Source organism: Arachidicoccus sp. (genome assembly GCF_050436765.1).
Taxonomy (GTDB): Bacteria; Bacteroidota; Bacteroidia; order Chitinophagales; family Chitinophagaceae; genus Arachidicoccus.
The window spans coordinates 1-23,172 of sequence record NZ_JBNQGD010000283.1 but is presented as its reverse complement, the minus strand read 5'-3'; the positions used below and the strand labels follow the sequence as shown (position 1 = coordinate 23,172).

Sequence of the window (23,172 nt, the reverse complement as noted above, 5' to 3'; positions counted from 1 at the left end):
ATTACTATTATTATGTATTGCTTTCATGACTACTCAAAGTCATGCTCAAAAAATGAAAGCAGTCCCTCTTAACTGGCACATGCTCGATTATGCGACTGATAGCGTGTATGGCATCAGCGCTGACAAGGCTTATTCCGATTTATTAAAAAACAAGACATCTCAGAAAGTAATCGTGGCCATTGTGGATGCAGGGGCAGATACTGCACAAGAAGATTTAAAAAATGTAATTTGGCATAACCCAAAAGAAATACCCGGCGATGGAATAGACAATGATAAAGATGGTTATGTAGATGATTATTACGGGTGGAATTTTTTGGGTGGCAAAAATGATACAGTCAATGTAACCAAAGATTCGTATGTCGCAGACCGTGTTTACTTTAGATACAAACCACTTTTTGAAAATGTGAAAGATGTTCATCAGGTAAAAAAGAAAAATCGCGCACTATACAGCCAATGGCTAAAAGCAAGAACTATTGAGTTAACATTGTCACCCCAATACAAAGAAGCAAAATCTTTACATAGCTTATCGGCTCTATTACCTAGAATCAGCGATTTTAAACAATTAATGCTCAAAGATTCCTTTACATTAGAGGATGTTAAGGCTTATGACCCTATTGACAGAAAAACGAGCGCAGAAAAACAAATCTATAGTATCCTATTTGCAAAAGTGGCGTCGGGAACGAACAGTGTCGAATTACCCAATGCGCTCAAACAATTAGAAGATAGTTTAATTATAGCGACCACTTTACCTATTACACCACCTCCAAATTATCGTGCAGATGTGGTTAAAGATGACTATAATAATTTTAAAGATAAATATTATGGCAATAGCAATGTGGATGCAGGTGATGTAATGCATGGCACGCACGTTTCAGGTATCATAGGGGCTGAAAGAAACAACAATTTAGGTATGGATGGCATTGCAGATAATGTTGCGCTAATGGAACTAAGAGCCGTACCTGATGGTGATGAGCACGATAAAGATATTGCCTTAGCCATTCGTTTTGCGGTAGATCACGGAGCTAAAGTTATCAATATGAGCTTTGGAAAAGGTTTATCCCCTAATCGTAAATGGGTGGAAGACGCATTTAAATATGCGCAAAAACACGATGTATTGCTGGTGCATGCAGCAGGTAATGATGGCACCGACATGACGGATGACCCAAATTTTCCAACTCAATTTTACGGGAAAAACGACAGTAAATCCTTTAACAATATGATTACCGTGGGCGCAAGTGGTGCAATGAAAGAAGATCTCGTCGCAGAGTTTTCAAATTTTAGTGCTAAAGCGGTAGACGTATTTGCACCCGGCGTACAAATATATTCTACCCTTCCTGGCAAAAATAGTTATGGACAATTGAGCGGTACAAGTATGGCATCACCAGTAGTAGCGGGTGTTGCAGCAGTTATTCGTTCTTATTTTCCCAAGCTTACCGCCCCCCAAGTAAAAAAGATCATTATGCAATCTGTCACTAAGATAGATTTTCCGGTTACCAATCCCGCAACAGGGAAGGAGGTTTCTATGCAATCACTTTGCATCTCTGGAGGCATAGTAAACTTGTACAATGCCATAAAACTAGCCGAAAAAATGAGCAATTAATGTCAAACCAGTTCCGTAAGAAATCCTGAATGTGGGCTCTAACATTCGGGATTTTGTATGTTATTTTTCAACGAATTAATAGTGATTCAATTGAACGGCATTTGTTCTTCTGCAACAGCTGTAATACCTTTATCTGTATAAATTACAATGAATCTAGAAGGAAAAATTATAAAATATGAAAGTTTTTAGTTCAAGAGTTATTCCAGAGAATGGTGTAAAATTAATGCAAAAGGCTGGGCTGGAAGTAGATCAGTATGCAAAAAGAGTTCAATTAAATCAAGAAAAATTAATAGAAATCTGCCAGAAATATGATGCATTTTTAAGTGCCGGGCCCAACGAATTAAATGAAGCGTTTTTTAAAGCTTGCCCTAATATAAAAGCCATCTCCTTATTATCTGTAGGATTCGATAATGTAGACATTGCCGCTGCCAATAAATATAAAATGGCAATTGGGCATACTCCAGATGTAGTAAGTGCTGCAACAGCTGACATTGCTTTTTTTTTGATGCTAGCTGTTTCGCGAAAAGCATTTTATATGAGTAACCAGATTATCGATGGGAAATGGGATTTTATCGAACCTACAGCGAATTTAGGCATAGAAATTTACGGAAAAACTTTGGGCATTTTCGGGCTAGGAAGAATAGGAATGGATTTGGCAAAGAAATGCAGAGCGGCATACAATATGTCAATCATCTATCACAATAGGAATCGCAATAAAATGGCGGAGCAAGAACTTGATGCACAATATGTTTCCTTTGAAGAATTATTGCATCAAAGTGATGTATTATCTGTCAATGCGAACCTTTCAGACAAAACAAAGAACATCTTTGACAAAATTAGCTTTCAGAAAATGAAGCCTACTTCTATCTTTATCAATACCGCAAGAGGTGGATTACACAAGGAACAAGATTTAATTGACGCCCTGCAAACAGGTTCTATATGGGGTGCAGGCTTGGATGCCACGAATCCGGAGCCCATAAGAAAAGACAGCCCTTTATTATCTATGCCGACGGTCTGTGTATTACCGCATATTGGCACAGCTACAATTGAAACAAGAGCCGCTATGGCCGATCGTGCCGCGCAAAATATTATTGCGGGACTTCAAGGCAAACGAATGCCTTTCGTAGCCAACCCAGAAATATATGAATAATACAATTTGCATTTATTTACTGGTTAAGCTAAGAAATAAAGCAATAGATTACATGCCAACTTAATGCCTTTCCCAAATGAGATCTTCTGTATTGCCGATGATTTCAGTACAACTGCTTACAAAAGAAATTCTTTGGCTAATAAGAACTAACTTTGCGGTATTCCACTCACTTTTTGGCAAGTTGTTAGCCTCGTGGATTTAAAATACACTTCGCTGACTCAGAAAAAACAACGTCTCCCAGCTTTATATTAATATTAAACAGGCAATGCCATTTAGAAATTTATCGATTATCGATCCGATCCTCAAAGCATTAGAAGCAGAAGGATACAGCAATCCTACACCTATTCAGTCTCAAGCCATTCCTTTAGTATTGGAAAGAAGAGATGTATTGGGATGTGCCCAGACAGGAACCGGAAAAACGGCAGCTTTTGCTATCCCCATCTTACAAATTCTTTACACAGCCAAAAGAGCTGTACCAGGAATAAAAGTTTTGGTACTCACACCGACCAGAGAATTGGCTATTCAAATAGATGAAAGTTTTGCCTCCTATGGCAAGTACACAGGCATTTCCCATGCTGTAATCTTCGGTGGCGTTTCTCAGTTGCATCAAACCAATAAACTTAAAAGTGGTGTGGATGTATTAATTGCAACACCGGGTAGATTATTAGACCTCATGGGACAAGGTTTTATAAACTTAAAGCATTTAGAGATCTTTGTATTAGACGAAGCAGATCGCATGCTGGATATGGGTTTCATTCATGATGTAAAAAAAGTTATTCTAAAACTTCCGGCTAATAGACAAACACTATTCTTCTCTGCGACGATGCCGCCGGAAATTCAAAAATTAGCTGAAGTTCTGCTTTCAAATCCTGCACAAGTCGCCGTAACACCTCCTTCTTCTACAGTCGATAAAATAGAGCAAAGTCTTTATTATACCAATAAAGCTGACAAACCGAAATTGTTATTGCATCTACTGAAAAAATTTTCCATAGAAACTGCTCTCGTATTTGCACGTACCAAACATGGCGCCGACAAAGTAGTCAAAATGTTGCATCATGCGAATATAAAAGCGGCGGCAATTCATGGAAATAAAAGTCAAAACAATCGTCAGAATGCTTTGAAGGGATTTAAAACTGGAGAACTAACCGTTTTAGTGGCTACAGATATTGCCGCCAGAGGCATTGACATCGATGATTTAAAATATGTATTTAATTATGACTTACCCAATGTTCCAGAAACTTATGTCCATCGGATCGGACGCACAGGCAGAGCAGGGAACCTGGGTACTGCAATTTCCTTTTGCGATATAGAAGAAAGAACTGAACTAAAAGATATTCAAAAATTAATCGGCAAAAGTATCCCCATAATGGAAGGCCATCCTTATCCTATTGAAGCAGGTGCATTGGCACAACGAATATTACCAAAACAACCTCAACCAAACTTTAAAAAACAAAGACCCAACAACAACAGAAGCGAAAGGCCTTCGAATAGAAATTCAAAACCTGCCAAATAATTTAAGCCCCCATCTCCTATTAGCGTAAGTTCAAACATCATTTCCATAATTTAGTCGTTCCTATAATCATTCTATATCATTACCGTCCAGGCTGCCATAATATAGAATGTGGAAACGTGGAAACCCTTTCTTCTGTCGTATAACCTTGGATAAAAGCGTATCAATAGACCTCCAAATAGCTTTTGAGAATTTACTTTGGGACAGTAAACAATAGCCCCTGGTCCCAGGTCCATTCGCTTGGCCTAGGAAATCCTATGTGGATATATTTGCTTGAAGCGAACCGGAAAACGAAGAATTTGAAGAATAAGCGATAAGAAAGTCAAGCTATTTTTTATCCACTAAATCAAACACCCTTATGGCTGCATGCCACCATGAGCCATCATTAGTCGTCTTATAATCATTTTTGGATCATTTCTTCTTTTAAATATGTAACGGTAAATCCTTTTTTGATTTTCAGCATGGCTTCCGGTGTACCTTCAAATAAGATTTCACCTCCCCCACTGCCGCCTTCGGGGCCAAGATCAATAATATGGTCGGCCACTTTTATCACATCTAAATTATGTTCGATAATTAAAACTGTATTACCTCTATCCGCCAACTTATTGACCACATTCAATAGGTGTTGTATGTCGCTAAAATGCAATCCGGTAGTTGGTTCATCTAAAATATAAAATGTTTTACCTGTATCCTTTTTAGCTAACTCCGTAGAAAGTTTTACGCGCTGCGCTTCACCACCACTCAACGTTACAGCCGATTGGCCCAAATGAATATAACCTAAACCCACATCCTGCAAGGTTTTTATTTTTCTAAATAAAGAAGGAATGGCTTGAAAGAATTCTACAGCATCATCTACCGTCATGTTTAAGACGTCGCTGATAGACTTCCCTTTGTAACGGATTTCCAGCGTTTCCCGGTTATATCTTTTACCATTACATTTTTCACAAGGCACGTATACATCTGGTAATAATTTAATTTCTATTGCACGCATACCACCGCCTTCACACACATCACAACGACCACCTTTGACATTAAAAGAAAAACGGCCAGCATTGTAACCACGGATTTTCGACTCCGGCAACGCAGCAAACAACAGTCGAATATCAGTAAAAAAACCACAATAAGTTGCAGGATTACTGCGCGGTGTACGACCAATAGGCGACTGATCAATTTCAATTACTTTATCTATATGCTCTAAGCCTCTCACCGACTTATATTCCAGCGGATTTGTTTTTGACTTGTAACAATATTGAGAAAGTATCGGATACAATGTTTCATTTATCAAAGTGGATTTGCCGCTACCACTAACACCTGTAACAACAATCAATTTCCCCAAAGGAAATCGCACATTCAGGTTTTGCAGATTATTGCCTTTCGCACCTTTGATTTCAATAAAATTACCATTGCCTTTTCTACGCTCTTTAGGAACGGCAATGCTTTTCGTTCCATTCAAATATTTAGCCGTATCAGTATTAGCATGCAAAACATCATTAGGCGTTCCCGCAAAAACAATAGTTCCACCATGCTTTCCAGCTCTCGGGCCAATATCAATTAAATAATCCGATGCCAGCATAATATCTTTATCATGTTCAACGACCAAGACACTATTCCCTATGTCACGCAAATGTTTTAATGCTTCAATCAATCGATGATTATCTCTCTGATGCAGACCAATGGATGGTTCATCCAAAATATAGGTGATGCCTTGTAACTGAGATCCTATTTGGGTCGCAAGCCTTATCCGCTGACTTTCGCCACCGCTTAAGGTACGGGTCGGTCGATTTAAAGTAAGATAAGTAAGTCCCACATTTAATAAAAATTGTAATCGCTCTCTGATCTCTTTCAAAATGTCTTTTGCAATCGCGTTTTGTTTTTTTGACAATCTCGATTCAATATCTGCAAACCAATCAAATAACTTATCTAGGTCTTTTTCCCCTAATTCAGCGATATTTTTTTTATCAATTTTAAACCACAAACTTTCTTTTTTTAATCGCTGTCCTTCACAAACCGAACACGATTTAAGTTCCATAAATTTTTGCACCCAATCGCGTAAAAAGTCGGTGCTCCCCGAAGAAGTAAACCATCGTTTCAACATAGGTATAATACCTTCGTAACTACCCGTATAAGTTTGTGGAATAGTTTCATCATTCATATCAATCTCGATGCTATGAATGGCGTCTCCATCACCATATAATAATAAATCAAGTTGCTCGTTGGTTAATTCTTTCAGAGGCTTATCCAAACTTATTTTATGCTTTTTAGCAAATAATACGACCTGCTGAAACACACTCGCATTGCGTTCTTCACCTAATGCCGCCAGACCGCCTTGCTTGATGCTTAATGAGAGATCGGGCATTAATAATTCCGTAGCAATAGCATATACTTGTCCTAAACCCTTGCAGCGCGGACAAGCACCATACGGAGAATTAAAGGAGAAAGAATTAGGAGATGGTTCCTCGTAACTGATACCTGTATCTGCGCAAACCAATTGTTTAGAATACTGTTCTACTTTTTGCGTATCATTCATCAAAATAAAAACCAATTCCTTCCCTATCTTCAGGGCCTGCTGAACACTTTGCGACAACCGCACTTTCATCGCGTCCGTCACTTGCAAACGATCGACAACAATTTCAATATCGTGAATTTTATACCGATCCAGTTGCATGTTGGGCTTGATGTCCTGTACTTCTCCATCAATGCGCATCTTTACAAACCCCTTCTTTCGTGTTTCTTCAAAAAGTTCTCGGTAATGGCCTTTTCGACCACGAACTACCGGCGCAAGTATCGTTATTTTTTTATCGAATTGTTTTTGAAAAATATCGTTTACAATTTCTTCTTCACTAAACTTCACCATCTTTTTCCCCGTGTTTTAGCTAAAAGCTTCTCCAATACGCGCATATAGCAACCTCAAAAAATCATATACTTCAGTAACTGTACCTACCGTTGAACGGGGGTTTTTATTTGTAGTTTTTTGTTCAATGGAAATTACTGGGCTTAGTCCGGAAATCTTATCAACATCCGGCCTCTCCATATCGCCCATAAACTGGCGTGCATAAGCACTAAAACTCTCCATATAACGACGCTGACCTTCGTTATATAAAGTATCGAATGCTAAAGACGATTTACCGCTTCCTGAAACACCGGTAAAAACCACCATTCTATTTTTAGGGATAGATAGCTCGATGTTTTTCAAGTTGTGTTCACGCGCACCAACTACCTCTATTACATCATTACTATTGTTTTGTTGCACCACCTTTTCTTTTTTCACCTATCTGTTTTTAATCATCTGGAACCACAATATGAAACATCCAAAATAATTGCTCCTTTGCATGTAATTATCCTTATACATTTTCCTCAGCTCCCTTAATTATAGAGAGAAAGACCGTACTTTAAAAGGATAACATTATAGAAATTTCTTACCCAAAATATATTCTACAATTTTTACAGCATGTATTCTTGAATTTTCTATAAACCATTTATGCGTATTTAATCCGCCGCAAACCACACCAGCCAAAAACAGGCCCGCAATATTCGTCTCCATCGTTTCCAAATTATGTGTAGGAAAACATTGTTCTTGTCGATTTATTTGAATGCCAAAATTTTGCAACATTTCAAAATTGGGGCGAAAGCCAGTAAGTGCCAAAACAAAATCATTTTCTAAAGAAATAATTTCTTTCTCCGCCGTTTTTATCTTTACTACCTTATCTGTAATCTCTAATAATTCTGCATTAAAATAGGCCTTAATACTTCCTTCTTTAATACGATTTTCAATATCGGGCTTTACCCAATATTTTACTCGCTCACCAATTTGATCGCCGCGTATAACCATTGTTACATCACCTCCTTTCCGCCATATTTCCAAGGCAGCATCTACTGCAGAATTGTTAGCCCCTACAACCAGTACCTTTTGCATTACATATTCGTGCGGCTCTTTATAATAATGTCGGACTTTGGACAGGTTTTCGCCCAAAATATTCATATAAATAGGAATATCATAAAAGCCAGTGGCAACAATTACATTCTTGGTTCTGTATTCCGATTTGGAAGTAACCACAATAAAACTTTCATCTTCCTGCTTATCGACCTTTTCAACTTCTTCGTATAAGTTGATATTTAATTTTTTATTATTAGCTACACTTCTATAATATTCCAAAGCCTCCTGTCTGCCAGGCTTTGGAGCGAGGCACATAAAAGGAATGTTACCAATCTCCAACCTATCAGCAGTAGAGAAGAAAGTCATAAAAAGGGGATAATTAAAAAGGCTATTTACTAAAGCGCCTTTTTCTATAATTACATAATTTAGCCCGGCTTTTTGTGCTTCTATTCCACAGGCCAAGCCGATAGGGCCTGCACCAATAATTATTATATCTAAGTCTTTCAATTTTATCTGATTTAAGAATTTATCGAAATAATAGTATTTGTCTCCAAATGGAAATTTCACTACTATTACAATAGGAGTGCAGCCAAGATATAATCTGCCAACAATATCATTATACAACTTACAACTACCGCCTTGGTACTTGCCCGGCCAATTTCAAGAGAGCCTCCTTTTACATTATATCCAAAATACGCAGAAATACTACTAATCAAAAAGGCAAAAGTATATGCCTTTATCAAGGCAAAAACCACACTAAAAGAACTAAAATTTTTCCTTACGCCCATATCAAAAACATTATTTGAAATAACGCCCGAAAAGTTACCTGCAATACGTCCACCCCAAATGCCCACTACGAAGGAAATAACAATCAAACATGGAATCACTACGATGGACGCCAATATTTTAGGAAAAACTAAATAAGTTGATGGACTCACACCCATAATTTCTAAAGCATCTATCTGCTCTGAAACGCGCATGTTACCTAACTCAGAAGCTATTTTACTGCCAATTACACCTGCAAGCACAATGCTCAAGACCGTGGGAGACAATTCTAACAACATACTATCACGCACAATCTGTGCAATAGTGGCCTGAGGCACAAGTGGGCTCACCAACTGATAAGCTGTTTGCACGGTAGTAACCGCACCAAGAAAAATGGAAATAATTACAACAATCGGCAAAGAGCCATAGCCAATTTCATAGCACTGGGTCATGAACTCCTTCCAGTACATCTTAAAATTTTCCGGCTTTGAGAACATTGCCTTTAACATTAACAAATACTGACCGATATGTGTGAGTAAGGTAGAAAACATAGAAATCTTATATCACGCAAATTAAGACTTTTATAAAGTAGCACAAAGTTTTTTACCGCAGGATTAATGAAATGTCACATCTGTATAGTTGTGGTTTAAAATTATTAACACTTTTTAAGTGCTACAGTTCAATGTGGTAACACTTGATCTACTTCCATAACTCTATAAATGAACTTCATATGTCGAACAGAGAAGTTACAATCTCAGACCAGCAAAATCAATCTTACTGGAAGATTGTCCCCCGGTTCCTTACTCCAGAGACTTCACTCCATTTCATTGCAAATGATGAGTTTGTTTTATCCCAGACCCATTGTCTTTTTCAGTTTCATCCAATATTTCGATTTTATCAAATCTTCATTGCTGTGGTTGGCACATTTCATTTGTGCATCCAATACTGCGATATTGGCCATATTAATAATATTGCGTACTGAACTTCCTAACTGCAACACATGCACAGGCTTCTTCAATCCCAGCAATATCGGACCTATCAACTCCGCATCCCCCACCTCCTTCAATAAGTTGTAAGCGACGTTTCCAGAAGTAAGATTAGGGAATATCAATGTATTCACATCTTGATCAACTAAAGAACTAAAAGCATAATTTTCTTTTAAAACTTCTTTATTAAAGGGCAACCATGCCTGCATTTCACCATCAACGACCAAAGATGGATTTTTTTGTTTTACAATGCGAGTAGCCTCCGCAACCAATCTAGCTTCAGACGATGGATTACTCCCAAAATTGCTGTAGCTCAACATTGCAACGCGTGGCGTAATATTGAAGTTACCCACTTCACGAGCGACCATTAAAGTAATCTCGGCCAACTCTTCCGCCGTGGGGTTGAAGTTAATAGTAGTGTCAGCCAAAAACAAAGGGCCCTTTTTAGTCAACAACAAATACATTCCTGCAATTTTGTTGACCCCTTTTTCAACACCGATCACCTGTAAAGCCGCTCTTATTGCTTCCGCATAGTTCTTTGTAAGCCCCGATATCATAGCATCTGCGCTGCCGGTTTCCACCATCATACAACCAAAATAGTTACGATCAAACATGCGCTTTTTACTCTCATGATAATTATACCCTTTACGCTGACGTTTTTCAAAAAATAAATCAGCAAAGTTCATTCTCGTCTCCAACATACTTTCGTCCATTGGATTAATAATGGGAAACTCCTCAATATTCAATCCGTTCTCAGAAGCGATGGCTTCGATTTTATTTTTATCGCCCAACAAAATAGGATAACCAATTCCTTCTTCGTAAACCACAGAAGCAGCTTTTAATACTTTATGATTGTCCGCTTCAGCAAATACGATACGCTTCGGATTTTTGCGCACACGGCCACCGATAGCGCGTATCACCTGGTTATCTAAACCAAGGCGTTTATTTAATTCGACTGTATAGTTTTCCCAATCGGTAATGGGCTGTTTCGCTACGCCGCTTTCCATTGCAGCTTTTGCTACCGCAGGTGAAACAGTTGCCAATAAACGTGGGTCCAGTGGTTTAGGAATAATATAATCCGGCCCAAAAATCATATTTTTCTGTGTGTAAGCCATAGTTACACTATCGGGTACGGGTGTTTTGGCCAAGTCCGCTAAAGCTTTTACAGCAGCAAGTTTCATCGCCTCATTAATCTGAGTCGCACGTACATCCAATGCACCTCTAAAAATATAAGGAAAACCCAATACATTATTTACTTGATTAGGATAATCACTGCGACCAGTAGCCATAATTATATCGTCGCGAACAGCTTTCGCATCATCATAACTTATTTCCGGATTAGGATTCGCCATGGCAAAAACAATAGGTTTAGGAGCCATTGTTTTTACCATATCCTGCGTTAAAACATTCGGCGCACTAAGGCCAATAAATACATCTGCATTTTTAACAGCATCTGCCAAAGTGGTGTTCGCATTATCTATTGCAAATTTTTCCCTTATTTCTCCCAAATCCGTTCGTCCTTTATGCAACACGCCATCAATGTCGAACATTGTAAAATTTTTGTATTGTGCCCCCAGCGCAACATATATTTGCACACAAGCCATTGCCGCCGCACCGGCGCCACTAATCACAAAATGTACATCTTTTATATCTTTATCTTGAACTTCCAATGCATTCAACAATGCAGCGCCACTAATGATAGCAGTCCCATGCTGGTCATCATGCATTACAGGAATCTTCATCTGTTCTTTCAGATGCTTCTCTATATAAAAGCATTCCGGTGCTTTAATATCTTCAAGATTGATACCGCCAAACGTGGGTTCCAATGACTTTACAATCTGCACAAATTTCTCAGGGTCAGTTTCGTTTATTTCAATATCAAATACGTCGATATCAGCAAATACTTTGAACAATACACCCTTGCCTTCCATGACCGGCTTCCCGGCTTGCGCACCAATATTACCTAAGCCCAATACAGCCGTTCCATTACTGATTACAGCTACTAAATTTCCTTTAGCCGTATATTTATAGGCATCTTCTTCATTTCTAAAAATTTCCATACAAGGCTCTGCAACACCCGGACTATACGCCAAAGACAGATCTCTTTGTGTTTTTGCTTCTTTAGTCGGCACCACCTCAATTTTGCCGGGCCGGCCTTGACTGTGATATAATAACGCATCTTGTTTCTTGGAATCAGTTGACATATAACATTGTTTTTTATAATAACGAAGGTATAGATAAGAAGCAATGGCAGTATAGATATTTTAAATAAACATGCAAAAAGCCTTCAATATATACGCCAAATTGTTATTTTCCTGGCTAAAGAGGGCTTTTTAGACTGCTGCATTTGCGCCCAACCAAGCCATCATTGACATGCCTGTCTCAATCGCATTTTCATCAACATTAAATTTGGGCGTATGTACATTGTGTGTAATTTCTTTTGATTCGTTGCGTACACCCAAACGATAAAAACAGCCAGGGATTTGCTGTGTGTAATGCCCAAAATCCTCTGCACCCATGCGTATTTCAGTCTCTTCTACAAATTTTTCGCCTAAGAAATCGTTCGCCAGATGCCAGGCATTTTCTGTAAGTTCATCATTATTATCTACGCATGGATACCCTACATCAATCAACACATCGACCGATGCGCCCATTGACTCCACCAAACCTATTGCATGCTTGCGGATAAGTTCGTGCGCTTTATATCTCCAGGCTTCATCCATTGCCCTGAAAGTACCTTTGAGGTGAACTTCTGACGGAATAACGTTTGTCGTATTTCCTCCTTGAAAAGAACAAATAGACAATACAGATGGCGACAGGGGGTCGCAATTTCTACTAATGATTTGTTGTAAACTCACAATTAAATTAGAAGCAATTAAAATAGTATCAGCAGTCATATGCGGTGCAGCCGCGTGACCACCCTCGGCTTTTATCGTAAAAAATAATTCATCCGCACTGGCCATTACACGTCCTTTACGAAAACTCAATTTCCCAAAATCTAATCCCGGATGCACATGTAAGCCAATAATGCCTTGTGGTACAGGATTTTCCAATACGCCGTCTTTTATCATCAAACTAGCTCCGCCAGGATTCCGTTCTTCTCCAGGCTGAAAAATTAGTTTCACGGTTCCTTCCCAGTCATCTTTTGTTTCTTGTAATATTTTGGCTGCACCTAGTAAACAGGCTGTATGTACATCGTGACCACAAGCATGCATCACACCAACATTACAGGATTTGTATTCAATGTTATTCTCTTCTAAAATTGGCAATGCATCCATGTCGGCACGCAAAGCTAGTATTCTTGAAGAAGGATTTTTACCTTCAATAAGACCAACAACACCTGTAGTAGCTTTTATGCTAAATGGGATGCGCCATTCGGCGAGTTTCGATTGAACAAATTTTGATGTCTTAAATTCTTGATAACTCAATTCCGGGTGTGCATGCAAATGATGGCGAACCTGAATAAATTCATCCTTGTATTTCGCCGCTAAAGCTTTAATTTTTTCTTTCAACATTTGATAAATATCATTTTAATTTTTCAAAATGAAGTGCAGGAGCTCTTGCCATCCAGACCTGCCCAGAGATCTAATTCCCATAGCAGAATATCCTACAGCACTATACAAGTTCCTGGCAATTTCATTATTCTCGTTTACGCCCAGAATAATTTCATTTATTAGCGGATAATGTTGCGCCACAAATTGCGGAACTAATTGCATTGCCTGCTTGGCTAAACCCTGACCAATATACCGATAATCCAAAGATAACCCTCTTAGTAAGATACAGTTTCTATTTATTATTTCTAGATAGGTGCTTTGACGAAGATTAAACACAAAGAATCCGATAAGCAGCCTGTCATCTTGGTCCAAGATCACAATTGGAATATAATCTTTATTAACTTTTGCTGTTTCTAGCAATTTCAACGGAGACGCAGTAATCTGCAAGCTATCTTCTGAAATAAGATATTCTTCTATTTGCGCAAAATAGTCCTCAGTATAAAATTGAAGATGTACGGTCATAAATAATTATAATCTTAATATTCGCTGTTGGCGGTTTTTCCTGAAACAATTGCCACACTCGAGCTACACCCCAACCTTGTCGCGCCGGCTTCAATTAATTCTTTTGCGAAAGCGTAATCACGAATACCTCCCGATGCCTTTATTTGCACGTGTGGCGGTAAATTTTCACGGAACAGTTTTACCGCATGTACACTCGCACCGTTCTGCGCGTAACCGGTAGAGGTTTTTAAATAATCGATCCCGGCAACTCCATATAATTGGCAGCACTTTACGATTTCTTCGTCCGTCAATACACCACTTTCTATAATTATCTTTACAACCTTATTTTTCTCTTTTATTATTGGTACAAGATAATTAATCTCGTTGGCCAAATATTCCCAATCATTATTTTTTAGCGCGATCAAATTGATGACAATATCTAGTTCATCTACATCATCCACCACCGCAAGCAATACCTCAGCCAACTTAGCCTCTACGGCCGAATAACCAAAAGGAAAGCCAATTACCGTAGCCGTCTTTACAGCACTACCAAGCAATAATTCTTTCGCTTTTCTTATAAATGGCGGAGGTATACACACTGCCGCAAATTGATATTGTTTCGCTTCACTACATAGTTTCTCAATATCCGAAATCAACGTTGTAGGTTTTAATATGGTATGGTCAATATATTGATTGAGTTGCATTTTGTTTCGTTGAAAAGTTTAAAATGTTGAAAGGCCTCACAGTTGAAAAGAGTAAATATTGTAGAATTTGCGAAATAAGGTCTGAGATAGCTCACTCATTCCTTATAGTTTCAGTCCCTTATTAATTAGCCCCCGGCTTTCTTGCTTTGCTTATAACCTTCCTTCTGCAGCCACTGTAATATCTTATCGCGCTGGTCGCCCTGAATAATAATTTCCCCGTCTTTAGCAGTACCACCGGTTCCACAAAAATTTTTAATCCTTTTACCCAATTCTTTCAAATCATCTTCCGAACCAACAAATCCGGCAACAATTGATGCAGCCTTACCGCCACGATGTTTTGTTTCCAACCAAACACGTAATTTCTGGTCTCGGGGCAATAACGTCTTTACATTTTCTTCGTCTTGATTAAGAGAGAAATTGGGGTCGGTGCTGTAAACAAATGCACTGGTGTTACTAGTATTTTTTTTCATTTATCTCCCTTAATTAATCATTAATTTCTGCTTTCAAACTTAGGTCCAAACTTTTAGCCTGATGAATTAATCCCCCTACGCTAACATAATCAACACCTGTCGCAGCATAGCTTTCTACCGTCTCAAGATTAATACCACCGCTCGCTTCCGTCTCAAATTCCCCATTAATTATCACTAGTGCTTCGCTAATTTGCTCTGGAGAAAAATTGTCTAACATTATCCTGAAAACTTTCCCTTTTCCCGCTGCACATACTACTTTGACGTCATTCAGGTTACGTGTTTCTATTTCTATTTTTAAAGATAGATTTTTTTCTTTGGTATAATTAAAAGCTTTATTAATCGCCGGCTCAATACCTCCACAGAAATCTATATGATTGTCTTTCAACATTATCATATCATACAAAGCAAACCGATGGTTAATACCACCACCAATACGTACAGCTTCTTTCTCTAATAAACGAAAGTTAGGTGTGGTTTTACGCGTGTCCAGTACTTTCGTATGATAACCCTTTAGCTTTTCTACATATTGATGTGTGAGTGTCGCAATCCCACTCATTCTTTGCATGCAATTCAGCACAAGCCGTTCACAGCTCAAAATAGTTTGCATAGTGGCTTCTACTTCAAAAGCTATTTCTCCAGACCTCATAACTTCACCATCCTTTTTAAACGAAATAAATTTCGCCTCCTTTTCTACAAAATGGAAAATAGATTCCGCTACTTCCATACCGGCTAAAATGCCATCCTGCTTTATTTTTAGCAAAGCCTTCCCCTTCTTGTCTTTAGGAATACAACTCAGCGCAGAGTGATCTCCATCGCCAATATCTTCTTTTAATGCTTCAGAAATTAAGTGCTCAAGTGCTCTCATTATGAATATACTATTTTGTAAAAATAAGAATTCAAAGGTAAGATTGATTAGGGAAAAGAGAAAGATGGAAATTGGTTTTAAAATCCTTTTAGACAAATTGAGGCCTTATATAGTTCTCAGGTCAGACATATATCTATATTCAAAATATCTGTTCAATTAAAGGCAACTCCAAAACAAAGTTATATCTTAGGCGGAATTTCAATAACCTGTTCTTGGTTTTACGAATAAATAGCCAAGAACGACAAGAAAAGAATAGCTAAAATGAAATTGGCGGCATTAATTAATTTCTTTTTTCTCTTAATACCAATTCTTTCAGCTGCGCAGCAAGACAGTGTTCGGGGTTATAAATATGACGTCAATATCAATTCAGACAACGATGCTTACCTCTGGATGGGCAACGATGGCTATTACACAAATGGCATAGCCTTTAATCTGAATATCATAGGGAAATCTGAAAGAAAAAAAATACACACTATTGAAGTTGGGCAACTAATGTACAATGCATATAATGGTGATTACGAAAAGACTTCAGAAATTGATAGACCTGTAACAGCCTTGCTCTATGCGAAATACGGTCAGACTATTTTTACCAAAAAAGAATCGGTTTTTGAATGGAATGTTTTAGCGGGAGTTATAGGAGCTCCGGCGCAAGGTGAACAATTACAAAAATTTATACACAAATTTATTGGTGCTTATTCTCCAACTGAATGGCCATTTCAGTTAAATACGAGTATTGGTGCTAATGTCGCTCTAAAATGGTCACCCAATATTTTCTCAAAAATTGAAACAAATGCAACGGCATTTAAACCAATTATAAAAATCAATGCCGGTAGTTTTTTTGATAATGCAAATGTGGGCATGTTATTTCAATTAGGCCGCTTTGAAAAAAATAGTCAAAGTGTTTTGTGGCTATCGCGCATCAGCAAAAAAAAGTATGCAGCAAAGCGAAGTTTCGAGAGTTTCTTTTATTTTTATCCGCAATTCTTCTATCAGTTATACAATGCTACGGTACAAGGGGGGTTATTTATAAAGAATAAAGGCCCAATTACTGGCTCACTCAACAGATATGCCTACAGGCAACAACTTGGATGGCAATATGCAAAGCAGCGTTTTTCCTTTAGTCCGTCTGTAATATTTGAAGGCCGACAGGCCAAAGAACAACAAACTCCGCAATGGTACGGGCAAATAAAAATTGGTTATAAATTTGGGAAATAATGTTAAGCTAGGAATTCAACAGACATAATTCGTAATTCATCATTCAAACTATATCTTTGCGGCAATGCATTATCTGTCTGCCGAGGGGCTTACCAAAAGTTATGGCATCACGCCACTGTTCAACAACATTTCTTTTCATATTAATGAAGGAGATAAAATTGCTTTAATTGCACGCAATGGTGTGGGTAAAAGCACTTTACTGAAAATATTAACTGGAAACGAAACCTGCGATGAAGGTAGACTGTGGATTCACAAAGACGTTACGGTTGCTTTGTTTGAACAAGATCCGCATTTTGATGAAGAAAAGACTGTATTAGAAAATGTGCTACACGATGCACATCCAATAATACAAGTAATAAGAGAATATGAACAAGCAATGGAAACCGAAGATGGGGACGCCATTACAGATGCCCTGCAAAAAATGGACGAATCCAATGCTTGGGACTTCGAGGCCAAAATACAACAAATATTCGCCAAACTAAACATCAGTAATTTTAACCAAAAAGTTAATTCTTTAAGTGGCGGTCAGCGCAAACGGGTTGCACTCGCTAAAACTCTTGTAGATATTGGCTTTGAGCACAAACATACTTTGCTAATGATGGATGAGCCAACCAACCACCTGGATGTAGAAATGATTGAGTGGCTGGAGCACTATTTAAATCAAGAAAAAGTAACACTTCTTTTAGTAACGCACGACCGCTATTTTTTAGATGCTGTAAGTGACGAAATTTGGGAACTTGAACGTTCACAAATGTATGTGTACAAAGGGGATTACGAGAATTACATGGAAAAGAAAGCCGCACGTATTGAAAGTGAACAGGCCAGCATCGACAAAGCCAAAAACGAATATCGCAAAGAACTTGAATGGATGCGTAAACAACCAAAAGCGCGTACAACGAAAAGCAAATCACGACAGGATAATTTTTACGACGTAGAAGCTAAAGCAAAACAAAAGATTGTAGACAACCAATTGCAGCTAGAAGCCAAAATGAGTCGTCTGGGCGGAAAAGTGGTCGAATTGAAAAAAATCTATAAAAGTTATGGTGAAAAGACCATCATCAAAGGATTTGACTATACATTCAGCAAAGGCGAACGAATAGGTGTAATTGGCAAAAATGGAATGGGGAAATCTACTTTGCTCAACATTATTCAGCAATTAGAACAAGCAGATAGTGGAAAAATAAATATTGGCGATACGGTGGTTTTTGGTAATTTTTCTCAGCAAGGTTTGGAAATAAAAGACAACCTCCGCGTGATAGAATATGTGAAATCTTTCGCGGAAAGTTTTCCTTTAGCCAAAGGTGGAAGCCTAAGCGCAGCCCAGTTTCTGGAGCTCTTCCTCTTTCCACCTGAAAAGCAATTTACCTACCTTAATGCCTTAAGTGGTGGCGAAAAGAAAAGGTTGCAGCTACTAACCATCTTATTCAGGAATCCAAATTTCTTAATCTTAGACGAACCTACCAACGACTTGGATTTGCCCACTTTGGCGGTATTGGAAAATTTTCTAACTGATTATCAAGGTTGTATTTTAATTGTTTCACACGACCGTTATTTTATGGATAGGTTGGTAGACCACTTATTCGTTTTTGAAGGTGACGGTTACATCCGTGATTTTCCGGGAAATTATACCCAGTACAGAATTCAACAAAAATTAGAAGAACAAAACAAAAAAGGGAATCCGCCTCAAAAAACAGAAATTCCCTTACAAAAACCAAAAGAGATTTCTACTCCCAAAAAAAACGTGAGCTTCAAAGAGAAACGTGAATTTGAACTCTTGGAAAAAGAAATTGCAGATCTAGAAGCCGAGAAATCGAAATTGGAAAACGAACTATGCGATTCAAATATCAGCTACGATGCACTATCCATGCATAGTAAACGCATCGGAGAAATAACTTCTTCACTTGAGGGGAAGGAAATGCGCTGGTTAGAATTAAGTGAACTAATGTAACATGCGCCTCCTATATTAAATTGATGTTTCATTTTTGGCAGGAATATTGCAAAATAATCTAATAACTAACGATTGGCGTATTATAGGTTAGTTAAGGTATTATTTTGCAATCCTAAATTTAATTCTATGTCAAATCTATTGTACATCATTGCAGTGATTTTAATTATCGGTTGGATTTTAGGCTTCTTTGTTTACAACGTAGGCGGTCTTATTCATATTCTATTGATTCTCGCTATCATCGCTATTCTCTTCCGTCTTATTTCCGGAAAGTCCGTATAATACAGGGCATTCCATCTATAGCCTATACTTCATAATGCATATAATTTAGGAATTAACGTTCTAAACTATTCAATATTCGTTATTCCTAAATTATATTTTACCTTTGCGCACTATTTTACCTTATGAAGTACGAAAAAGAAATTAACAGGCGCAAGAGTTTTGCCATCATTTCCCACCCCGATGCGGGGAAAACCACACTTACAGAAAAGTTTTTGTTGTTCGGCGGGGCCATTCAAACAGCTGGCGCCGTTAAAAGCAACAAAATAAAAAAACATGCTACTTCCGATTTCATGGAAATTGAAAGGCAACGTGGTATCTCTGTTGCTACTTCCGTAATGACATTTGAATATGAAGGTTTTCTAATTAATTTATTAGATACGCCCGGTCACAAAGATTTCGCAGAAGACACTTATCGTACACTTACGGCTGTGGATAGCGTTGTTTTGGTGGTGGATAGCGTAAACGGTGTAGAAGATCAAACACGCCGCCTTATGGAGGTTTGTCGCATGCGCGACACACCCGTAATTGTGTTCATTAATAAAATGGATAGGGATGGTAAAAACCGCTTCGATTTGTTGGAAGAAATAGAAAAAGAACTCAACATCAGTTTACATCCAATGACCCTGCCTATTAATAGTGGTAAAGACTTCAAAGGTGTATATAATCTGGATGAGAAGAATTTAATCCTTTTTGCTGCCAACACTAAAACTGAAGATGCTAGCGCCGTTATCAAAGACTTAAACGATTCAATTTTAGATAAAAAAATCGGAGAGCATGATGCCAATATTCTGCGGGAAGATGTAGAATTGGTAGATGGCGTTTATGGAGATTTAGATGTGGATGATTATTTAAAAGGAAAAGTAGCTCCGGTATTTTTTGGAAGTGCCGTTAATAACTTCGGCGTGAAAGAAATGCTGGATACTTTTATTCGCATCGCACCAACACCAAGAGATAGAGAAACTACCGTTAGAGAAGTCGCGGCCAGTGAAGATAAATTTAGCGGGTTCGTTTTTAAAATACATGCCAATTTAGACCCGAAACACCGCGACCGCATTGCTTTCTTAAGAGTCTGTAGCGGAAGATTTGAACGCAACAAATATTATAAACACGTACGTTTAGAAAAAGATATTCGCTTCAGCAACCCCTATAGCTTTTTGGCCCGTAGCAAAGATATTATTGAAGATGCTTATCCTGGCGACGTGGTAGGACTTTTCGATACAGGTAATTTCAAAATTGGTGATACCCTTACCGAAGGCGAAAGGTTTTACTTTACCGGTATCCCATCTTTTTCACCGGAAATTTTCAAAGAGTTAGTAAATAAAGATCCGATGAAAACAAAGCAAATGGAAAAAGGTATTTCTCAACTGACCGACGAAGGAGTTGCGCAATTGTTCACGCAATTTGGCGGTAACAAAAAAATTATCGGTTGCGTGGGCGAATTACAATTCGAAGTAATCCAATATCGCTTGTTACAAGAATATGGTGCAGCCGTAGAATTTAGAACTTTGCCTTTTTACAAAGCTTGTTGGCTTACTTCCAAGGAGGATAAAAAGTTGGAGGAGTTTCTTCGTTTTAAACAACAAAACTCCGCCGAAGACAAAGATGGCAATCCCGTTTATTTAGCGCAAAGTGAATGGTTCTTAAATACTGAAATCTCTAACAACCCAGATATCCAATTTCATTTTACCAGTGAGATTCACAAGTAGAACTAGAAAATACTTTTTAAATAAGAAATTGCCATTCAAGATATCAATGCCGTAAAATATCTGTAAACCGAATCAACAAAAATAACCTTTAAGTAATTTTCGCGCCCAATTATGATGAGCGCTTTAAAGTTATCGAACCACGTTAAACTCCCAATATGTAGCAGAGTTAGGTTTGGCTGTTAATTGAAACTGTATACCATTTATTACAGGCCTGGAAATTTCCGTTTTTACTGCATTCGGATGGGTTTGATCATTAAAATCGTTCATAGTTTTCGCAAATACAGCATAGCTCTTATTACAATCCAAAGATTTAACATGAAGCTTGGTAAGATCAAAATTTCGAGCAACTATTTTATCGCTATAGTTTAACAAAATCAATATAAACTTGTTTTTTTCTTTGCTCCATCCGGCTTGCACAATAATCTTTTTATCTGGTCTGATAATACTTACTTTTACTGGCACCGATAAATTCGCTAATTCAAGAAAGCGATATGCCTTGCCGGGAGCACTTACAAAAACATTTTCTTTAGTTACATTCATTAGATTTTCACCATATGAATTGACATAAGCCCAATAGTTTGCAAAAAGAAAATTACCTCCTAAATCTTGAAATTTTATGTAGTTCTTAATTCCACTCATGCCATGGGCCCAACGAACGGTCTTGTTTAATTCCGAAGTGGTGTCATCGTTAATTTGATGATTTAGCCCATCAACACTTCCATCATTATCAGCTGTCGATGGAAAAGTTGTCTCGGTATCACACATTTGAATATGTGTCCCATGTACTTTGTTATATGAATTGATTATATTTAAAGTCTTCTTGTATTCTTCAAATGTTAGGTTTTCCCTTTTATTTACTATGTCAATGTATGGACCTGCTATTTCAAGCATTTTCTTTAATTGAGGACCGTAAATAAAATAATTAGCCATAATTATTTTAATTGAAGGATCAACTTTTTTCATGGCTTTTGAGAACTCTACACATTTATGAGCATATGTAATCGCATCAAATTTTCGATAAGGCTCATTATCCATTTCCCAATATTTTACGCTAAATGGCTTTTTATAACCTACGCTGTGGCGAAGCGCATTGATAGGCGCATTACAAAATGCAACCCAATCTGCAGCATAATCGGGGGTATTGAGCATCACTGCAACGTCTAATACAGGCAAGGCGTTTGTAAGTCTACATAAGTTTAAAAATTCAACTGTTCCTACATCCTGTACAACATTGCCTCCGCCATCTGACAGTGCACCAAATATCATTTTTCTTTGCTGCTTATCACCTATTCCATCACGCCATAAATATGTAGAGGCAAAACAGCCGCCAGGGAAACGTAGAGTCCCCACAGGAACGCTATCTAACATGGCTGTTACCACATCTTTTCGCCAACCCTTTATATTATCGGTTGGCATTAAGGATAACAAATCCACATTCAATTTGGTTCCTGCATGAATTTCAATAGCAAAGGTACCACGGCCTTCATAATTGAAAGCGGGTAGGATAGCTTTATAATTTTTGAAATAACCAGTATTCACTACAATAGTCTGTTCCGTAAGCGGTCTGGAGAAATCTTTTTCCTTATACAAACAAATAGAAATGGTAACCGTTTTTTTTGTAACACTATCTGCGGTAAATTCCTGAAGATTATTCACAAGCCCTTCAAATTGGTAACTTACTCCCTTGCGGAGATAAATACTATCTTGGCAAAATAAAATGTCCTTATCGGCAGATTTATTAAACAACTCTACACATCGCTTTCCATTGCCGGGAAGAGGCCAAGTCCCATCGAAAATTTTCATATAGCTTTCCCTATCGCTAGAATCCTTATGTAAATACCACTGAGCAGCTTCATAACCAGAATGCCACCAATCTTCCTTAGAAACATCTATATCTTTTATTAACCGCCCTCCGGCATAATCGCCCAATCGCGCTTCATCTTCCTCGAAACTCCTATTATATAATAATTCCGACCACATATTATCAGTGGATCTCCCCCACCCTAATTCTAAAAAGCTACTATATAATAAGGGACTAATTGGCTTATCTACGTAAGCATACGATCAACCCCATATAGGTGAGGTTATACGGACCGTGTAATATT

16 protein-coding genes and 1 pseudogene are annotated in these 23,172 nt (G+C 38.0%); 7 read left to right on the top strand and 10 right to left on the bottom strand.

Annotated features, from left to right (window positions below):
* The 3 genes from ACQR30_RS12330 to ACQR30_RS12320 all read left to right on the top strand — a co-directional run.
* The coding region (locus ACQR30_RS12330; RefSeq protein ID WP_429735521.1) for a S8 family serine peptidase at positions 1-1,600 on the top strand (1,600 nt) is incomplete at its 5' end.
* Between the two features lie 175 nt (positions 1,601-1,775).
* Positions 1,776-2,750, top strand: a complete 975-nt coding sequence (locus ACQR30_RS12325) for a 2-hydroxyacid dehydrogenase (protein WP_429735519.1) — start codon at positions 1,776-1,778, stop codon at positions 2,748-2,750.
* 265 nt (positions 2,751-3,015) lie between these two features.
* Entirely contained in the window at positions 3,016-4,263 is a 1,248-nt protein-coding gene (locus ACQR30_RS12320; RefSeq protein ID WP_429735517.1) for a DEAD/DEAH box helicase, read from the top strand.
* A 397-nt stretch (positions 4,264-4,660) separates the two neighbouring features.
* Here ACQR30_RS12320 and uvrA read toward each other — a convergent pair.
* The 9 genes and pseudogenes from uvrA to nadC form a co-directional block, all read right to left on the bottom strand.
* A pseudogene (gene uvrA, locus ACQR30_RS12315) lies at positions 4,661-7,528 on the bottom strand (excinuclease ABC subunit UvrA).
* Between the two features lie 135 nt (positions 7,529-7,663).
* Positions 7,664-8,641, bottom strand: a complete 978-nt coding sequence (locus ACQR30_RS12310) for a YpdA family putative bacillithiol disulfide reductase (protein ID WP_429735515.1) — start codon at positions 8,639-8,641, stop codon at positions 7,664-7,666.
* 65 nt (positions 8,642-8,706) lie between these two features.
* Complete coding sequence (locus ACQR30_RS12305) at positions 8,707-9,450, bottom strand: MlaE family ABC transporter permease (RefSeq protein WP_429735513.1); 744 nt, start codon at positions 9,448-9,450, stop codon at positions 8,707-8,709.
* Positions 9,451-9,746: 296 nt separating this feature from the next.
* Positions 9,747-12,089, bottom strand: a complete 2,343-nt coding sequence (locus ACQR30_RS12300) for an NADP-dependent malic enzyme (protein ID WP_429735511.1) — start codon at positions 12,087-12,089, stop codon at positions 9,747-9,749.
* 129 nt (positions 12,090-12,218) lie between these two features.
* Positions 12,219-13,400, bottom strand: coding sequence for a M20 metallopeptidase family protein (locus ACQR30_RS12295; protein WP_429735509.1), 1,182 nt, complete (start codon positions 13,398-13,400; stop codon positions 12,219-12,221).
* A 15-nt stretch (positions 13,401-13,415) separates the two neighbouring features.
* Entirely contained in the window at positions 13,416-13,901 is a 486-nt protein-coding gene (locus ACQR30_RS12290) for a GNAT family N-acetyltransferase (RefSeq protein ID WP_429735507.1), read from the bottom strand.
* A gap of 14 nt (positions 13,902-13,915) precedes the next feature.
* On the bottom strand, positions 13,916-14,584 hold the full coding sequence (gene deoC, locus ACQR30_RS12285; RefSeq protein ID WP_429735505.1) for a deoxyribose-phosphate aldolase: 669 nt from the start codon (positions 14,582-14,584) through the stop codon (positions 13,916-13,918).
* 125 nt (positions 14,585-14,709) lie between these two features.
* Positions 14,710-15,054, bottom strand: a complete 345-nt coding sequence (locus ACQR30_RS12280; RefSeq protein WP_429735503.1) for a translation initiation factor — start codon at positions 15,052-15,054, stop codon at positions 14,710-14,712.
* A 13-nt stretch (positions 15,055-15,067) separates the two neighbouring features.
* On the bottom strand, positions 15,068-15,919 hold the full coding sequence (gene nadC / locus ACQR30_RS12275) for a carboxylating nicotinate-nucleotide diphosphorylase (RefSeq protein ID WP_429735501.1): 852 nt from the start codon (positions 15,917-15,919) through the stop codon (positions 15,068-15,070).
* 261 nt (positions 15,920-16,180) lie between these two features.
* Here nadC and ACQR30_RS12270 point away from each other — a divergent pair, with 261 nt between their 5' ends.
* The 4 genes from ACQR30_RS12270 (at position 16,181) to ACQR30_RS12255 (ending at position 21,067) form a co-directional block, all read left to right on the top strand.
* Complete coding sequence (locus tag ACQR30_RS12270) at positions 16,181-17,134, top strand: lipid A-modifier LpxR family protein (RefSeq protein ID WP_429735499.1); 954 nt, start codon at positions 16,181-16,183, stop codon at positions 17,132-17,134.
* Positions 17,135-17,198: 64 nt separating this feature from the next.
* Positions 17,199-19,082: an ABC-F family ATP-binding cassette domain-containing protein gene (locus tag ACQR30_RS12265; protein WP_429735496.1), complete on the top strand. Its 1,884-nt coding sequence runs from the start codon at positions 17,199-17,201 to the stop codon at positions 19,080-19,082.
* Between the two features lie 126 nt (positions 19,083-19,208).
* Positions 19,209-19,361 carry a lmo0937 family membrane protein gene (locus tag ACQR30_RS12260; RefSeq protein ID WP_429735494.1) on the top strand — a complete coding sequence of 51 codons (153 nt, stop codon included), beginning with the start codon at positions 19,209-19,211 and terminating at the stop codon, positions 19,359-19,361.
* Between the two features lie 122 nt (positions 19,362-19,483).
* Positions 19,484-21,067, top strand: coding sequence for a peptide chain release factor 3 (locus tag ACQR30_RS12255; RefSeq protein WP_429735492.1), 1,584 nt, complete (start codon positions 19,484-19,486; stop codon positions 21,065-21,067).
* Positions 21,068-21,196: 129 nt separating this feature from the next.
* Here ACQR30_RS12255 and ACQR30_RS12250 read toward each other — a convergent pair whose 3' ends face one another.
* On the bottom strand, positions 21,197-23,047 hold the full coding sequence (locus ACQR30_RS12250) for a hypothetical protein (protein ID WP_429735490.1): 1,851 nt from the start codon (positions 23,045-23,047) through the stop codon (positions 21,197-21,199).
* Positions 23,048-23,172: the final 125 nt, after the last annotated feature.

Coding starts and splice junctions, on each gene's coding strand:
- ACQR30_RS12325 (WP_429735519.1), top strand. CDS start 1,776: ATGAAAGTTTTTAGTTCAAGAGTTATTCCAGAGAATGGTGTAAAATTA.
- ACQR30_RS12320 (WP_429735517.1), top strand. CDS start 3,016: ATGCCATTTAGAAATTTATCGATTATCGATCCGATCCTCAAAGCATTA.
- ACQR30_RS12305 (WP_429735513.1), bottom strand. CDS start 9,450: ATGTTTTCTACCTTACTCACACATATCGGTCAGTATTTGTTAATGTTA.
- ACQR30_RS12300 (WP_429735511.1), bottom strand. CDS start 12,089: ATGTCAACTGATTCCAAGAAACAAGATGCGTTATTATATCACAGTCAA.
- ACQR30_RS12295 (WP_429735509.1), bottom strand. CDS start 13,400: ATGTTGAAAGAAAAAATTAAAGCTTTAGCGGCGAAATACAAGGATGAA.
- ACQR30_RS12290 (WP_429735507.1), bottom strand. CDS start 13,901: ATGACCGTACATCTTCAATTTTATACTGAGGACTATTTTGCGCAAATA.
- deoC (WP_429735505.1), bottom strand. CDS start 14,584: ATGCAACTCAATCAATATATTGACCATACCATATTAAAACCTACAACG.
- ACQR30_RS12280 (WP_429735503.1), bottom strand. CDS start 15,054: ATGAAAAAAAATACTAGTAACACCAGTGCATTTGTTTACAGCACCGAC.
- nadC (WP_429735501.1), bottom strand. CDS start 15,919: ATGAGAGCACTTGAGCACTTAATTTCTGAAGCATTAAAAGAAGATATT.
- ACQR30_RS12270 (WP_429735499.1), top strand. CDS start 16,181: ATGAAATTGGCGGCATTAATTAATTTCTTTTTTCTCTTAATACCAATT.
- ACQR30_RS12265 (WP_429735496.1), top strand. CDS start 17,199: ATGCATTATCTGTCTGCCGAGGGGCTTACCAAAAGTTATGGCATCACG.
- ACQR30_RS12260 (WP_429735494.1), top strand. CDS start 19,209: ATGTCAAATCTATTGTACATCATTGCAGTGATTTTAATTATCGGTTGG.
- ACQR30_RS12255 (WP_429735492.1), top strand. CDS start 19,484: ATGAAGTACGAAAAAGAAATTAACAGGCGCAAGAGTTTTGCCATCATT.
- ACQR30_RS12250 (WP_429735490.1), bottom strand. CDS start 23,047: ATGTGGTCGGAATTATTATATAATAGGAGTTTCGAGGAAGATGAAGCG.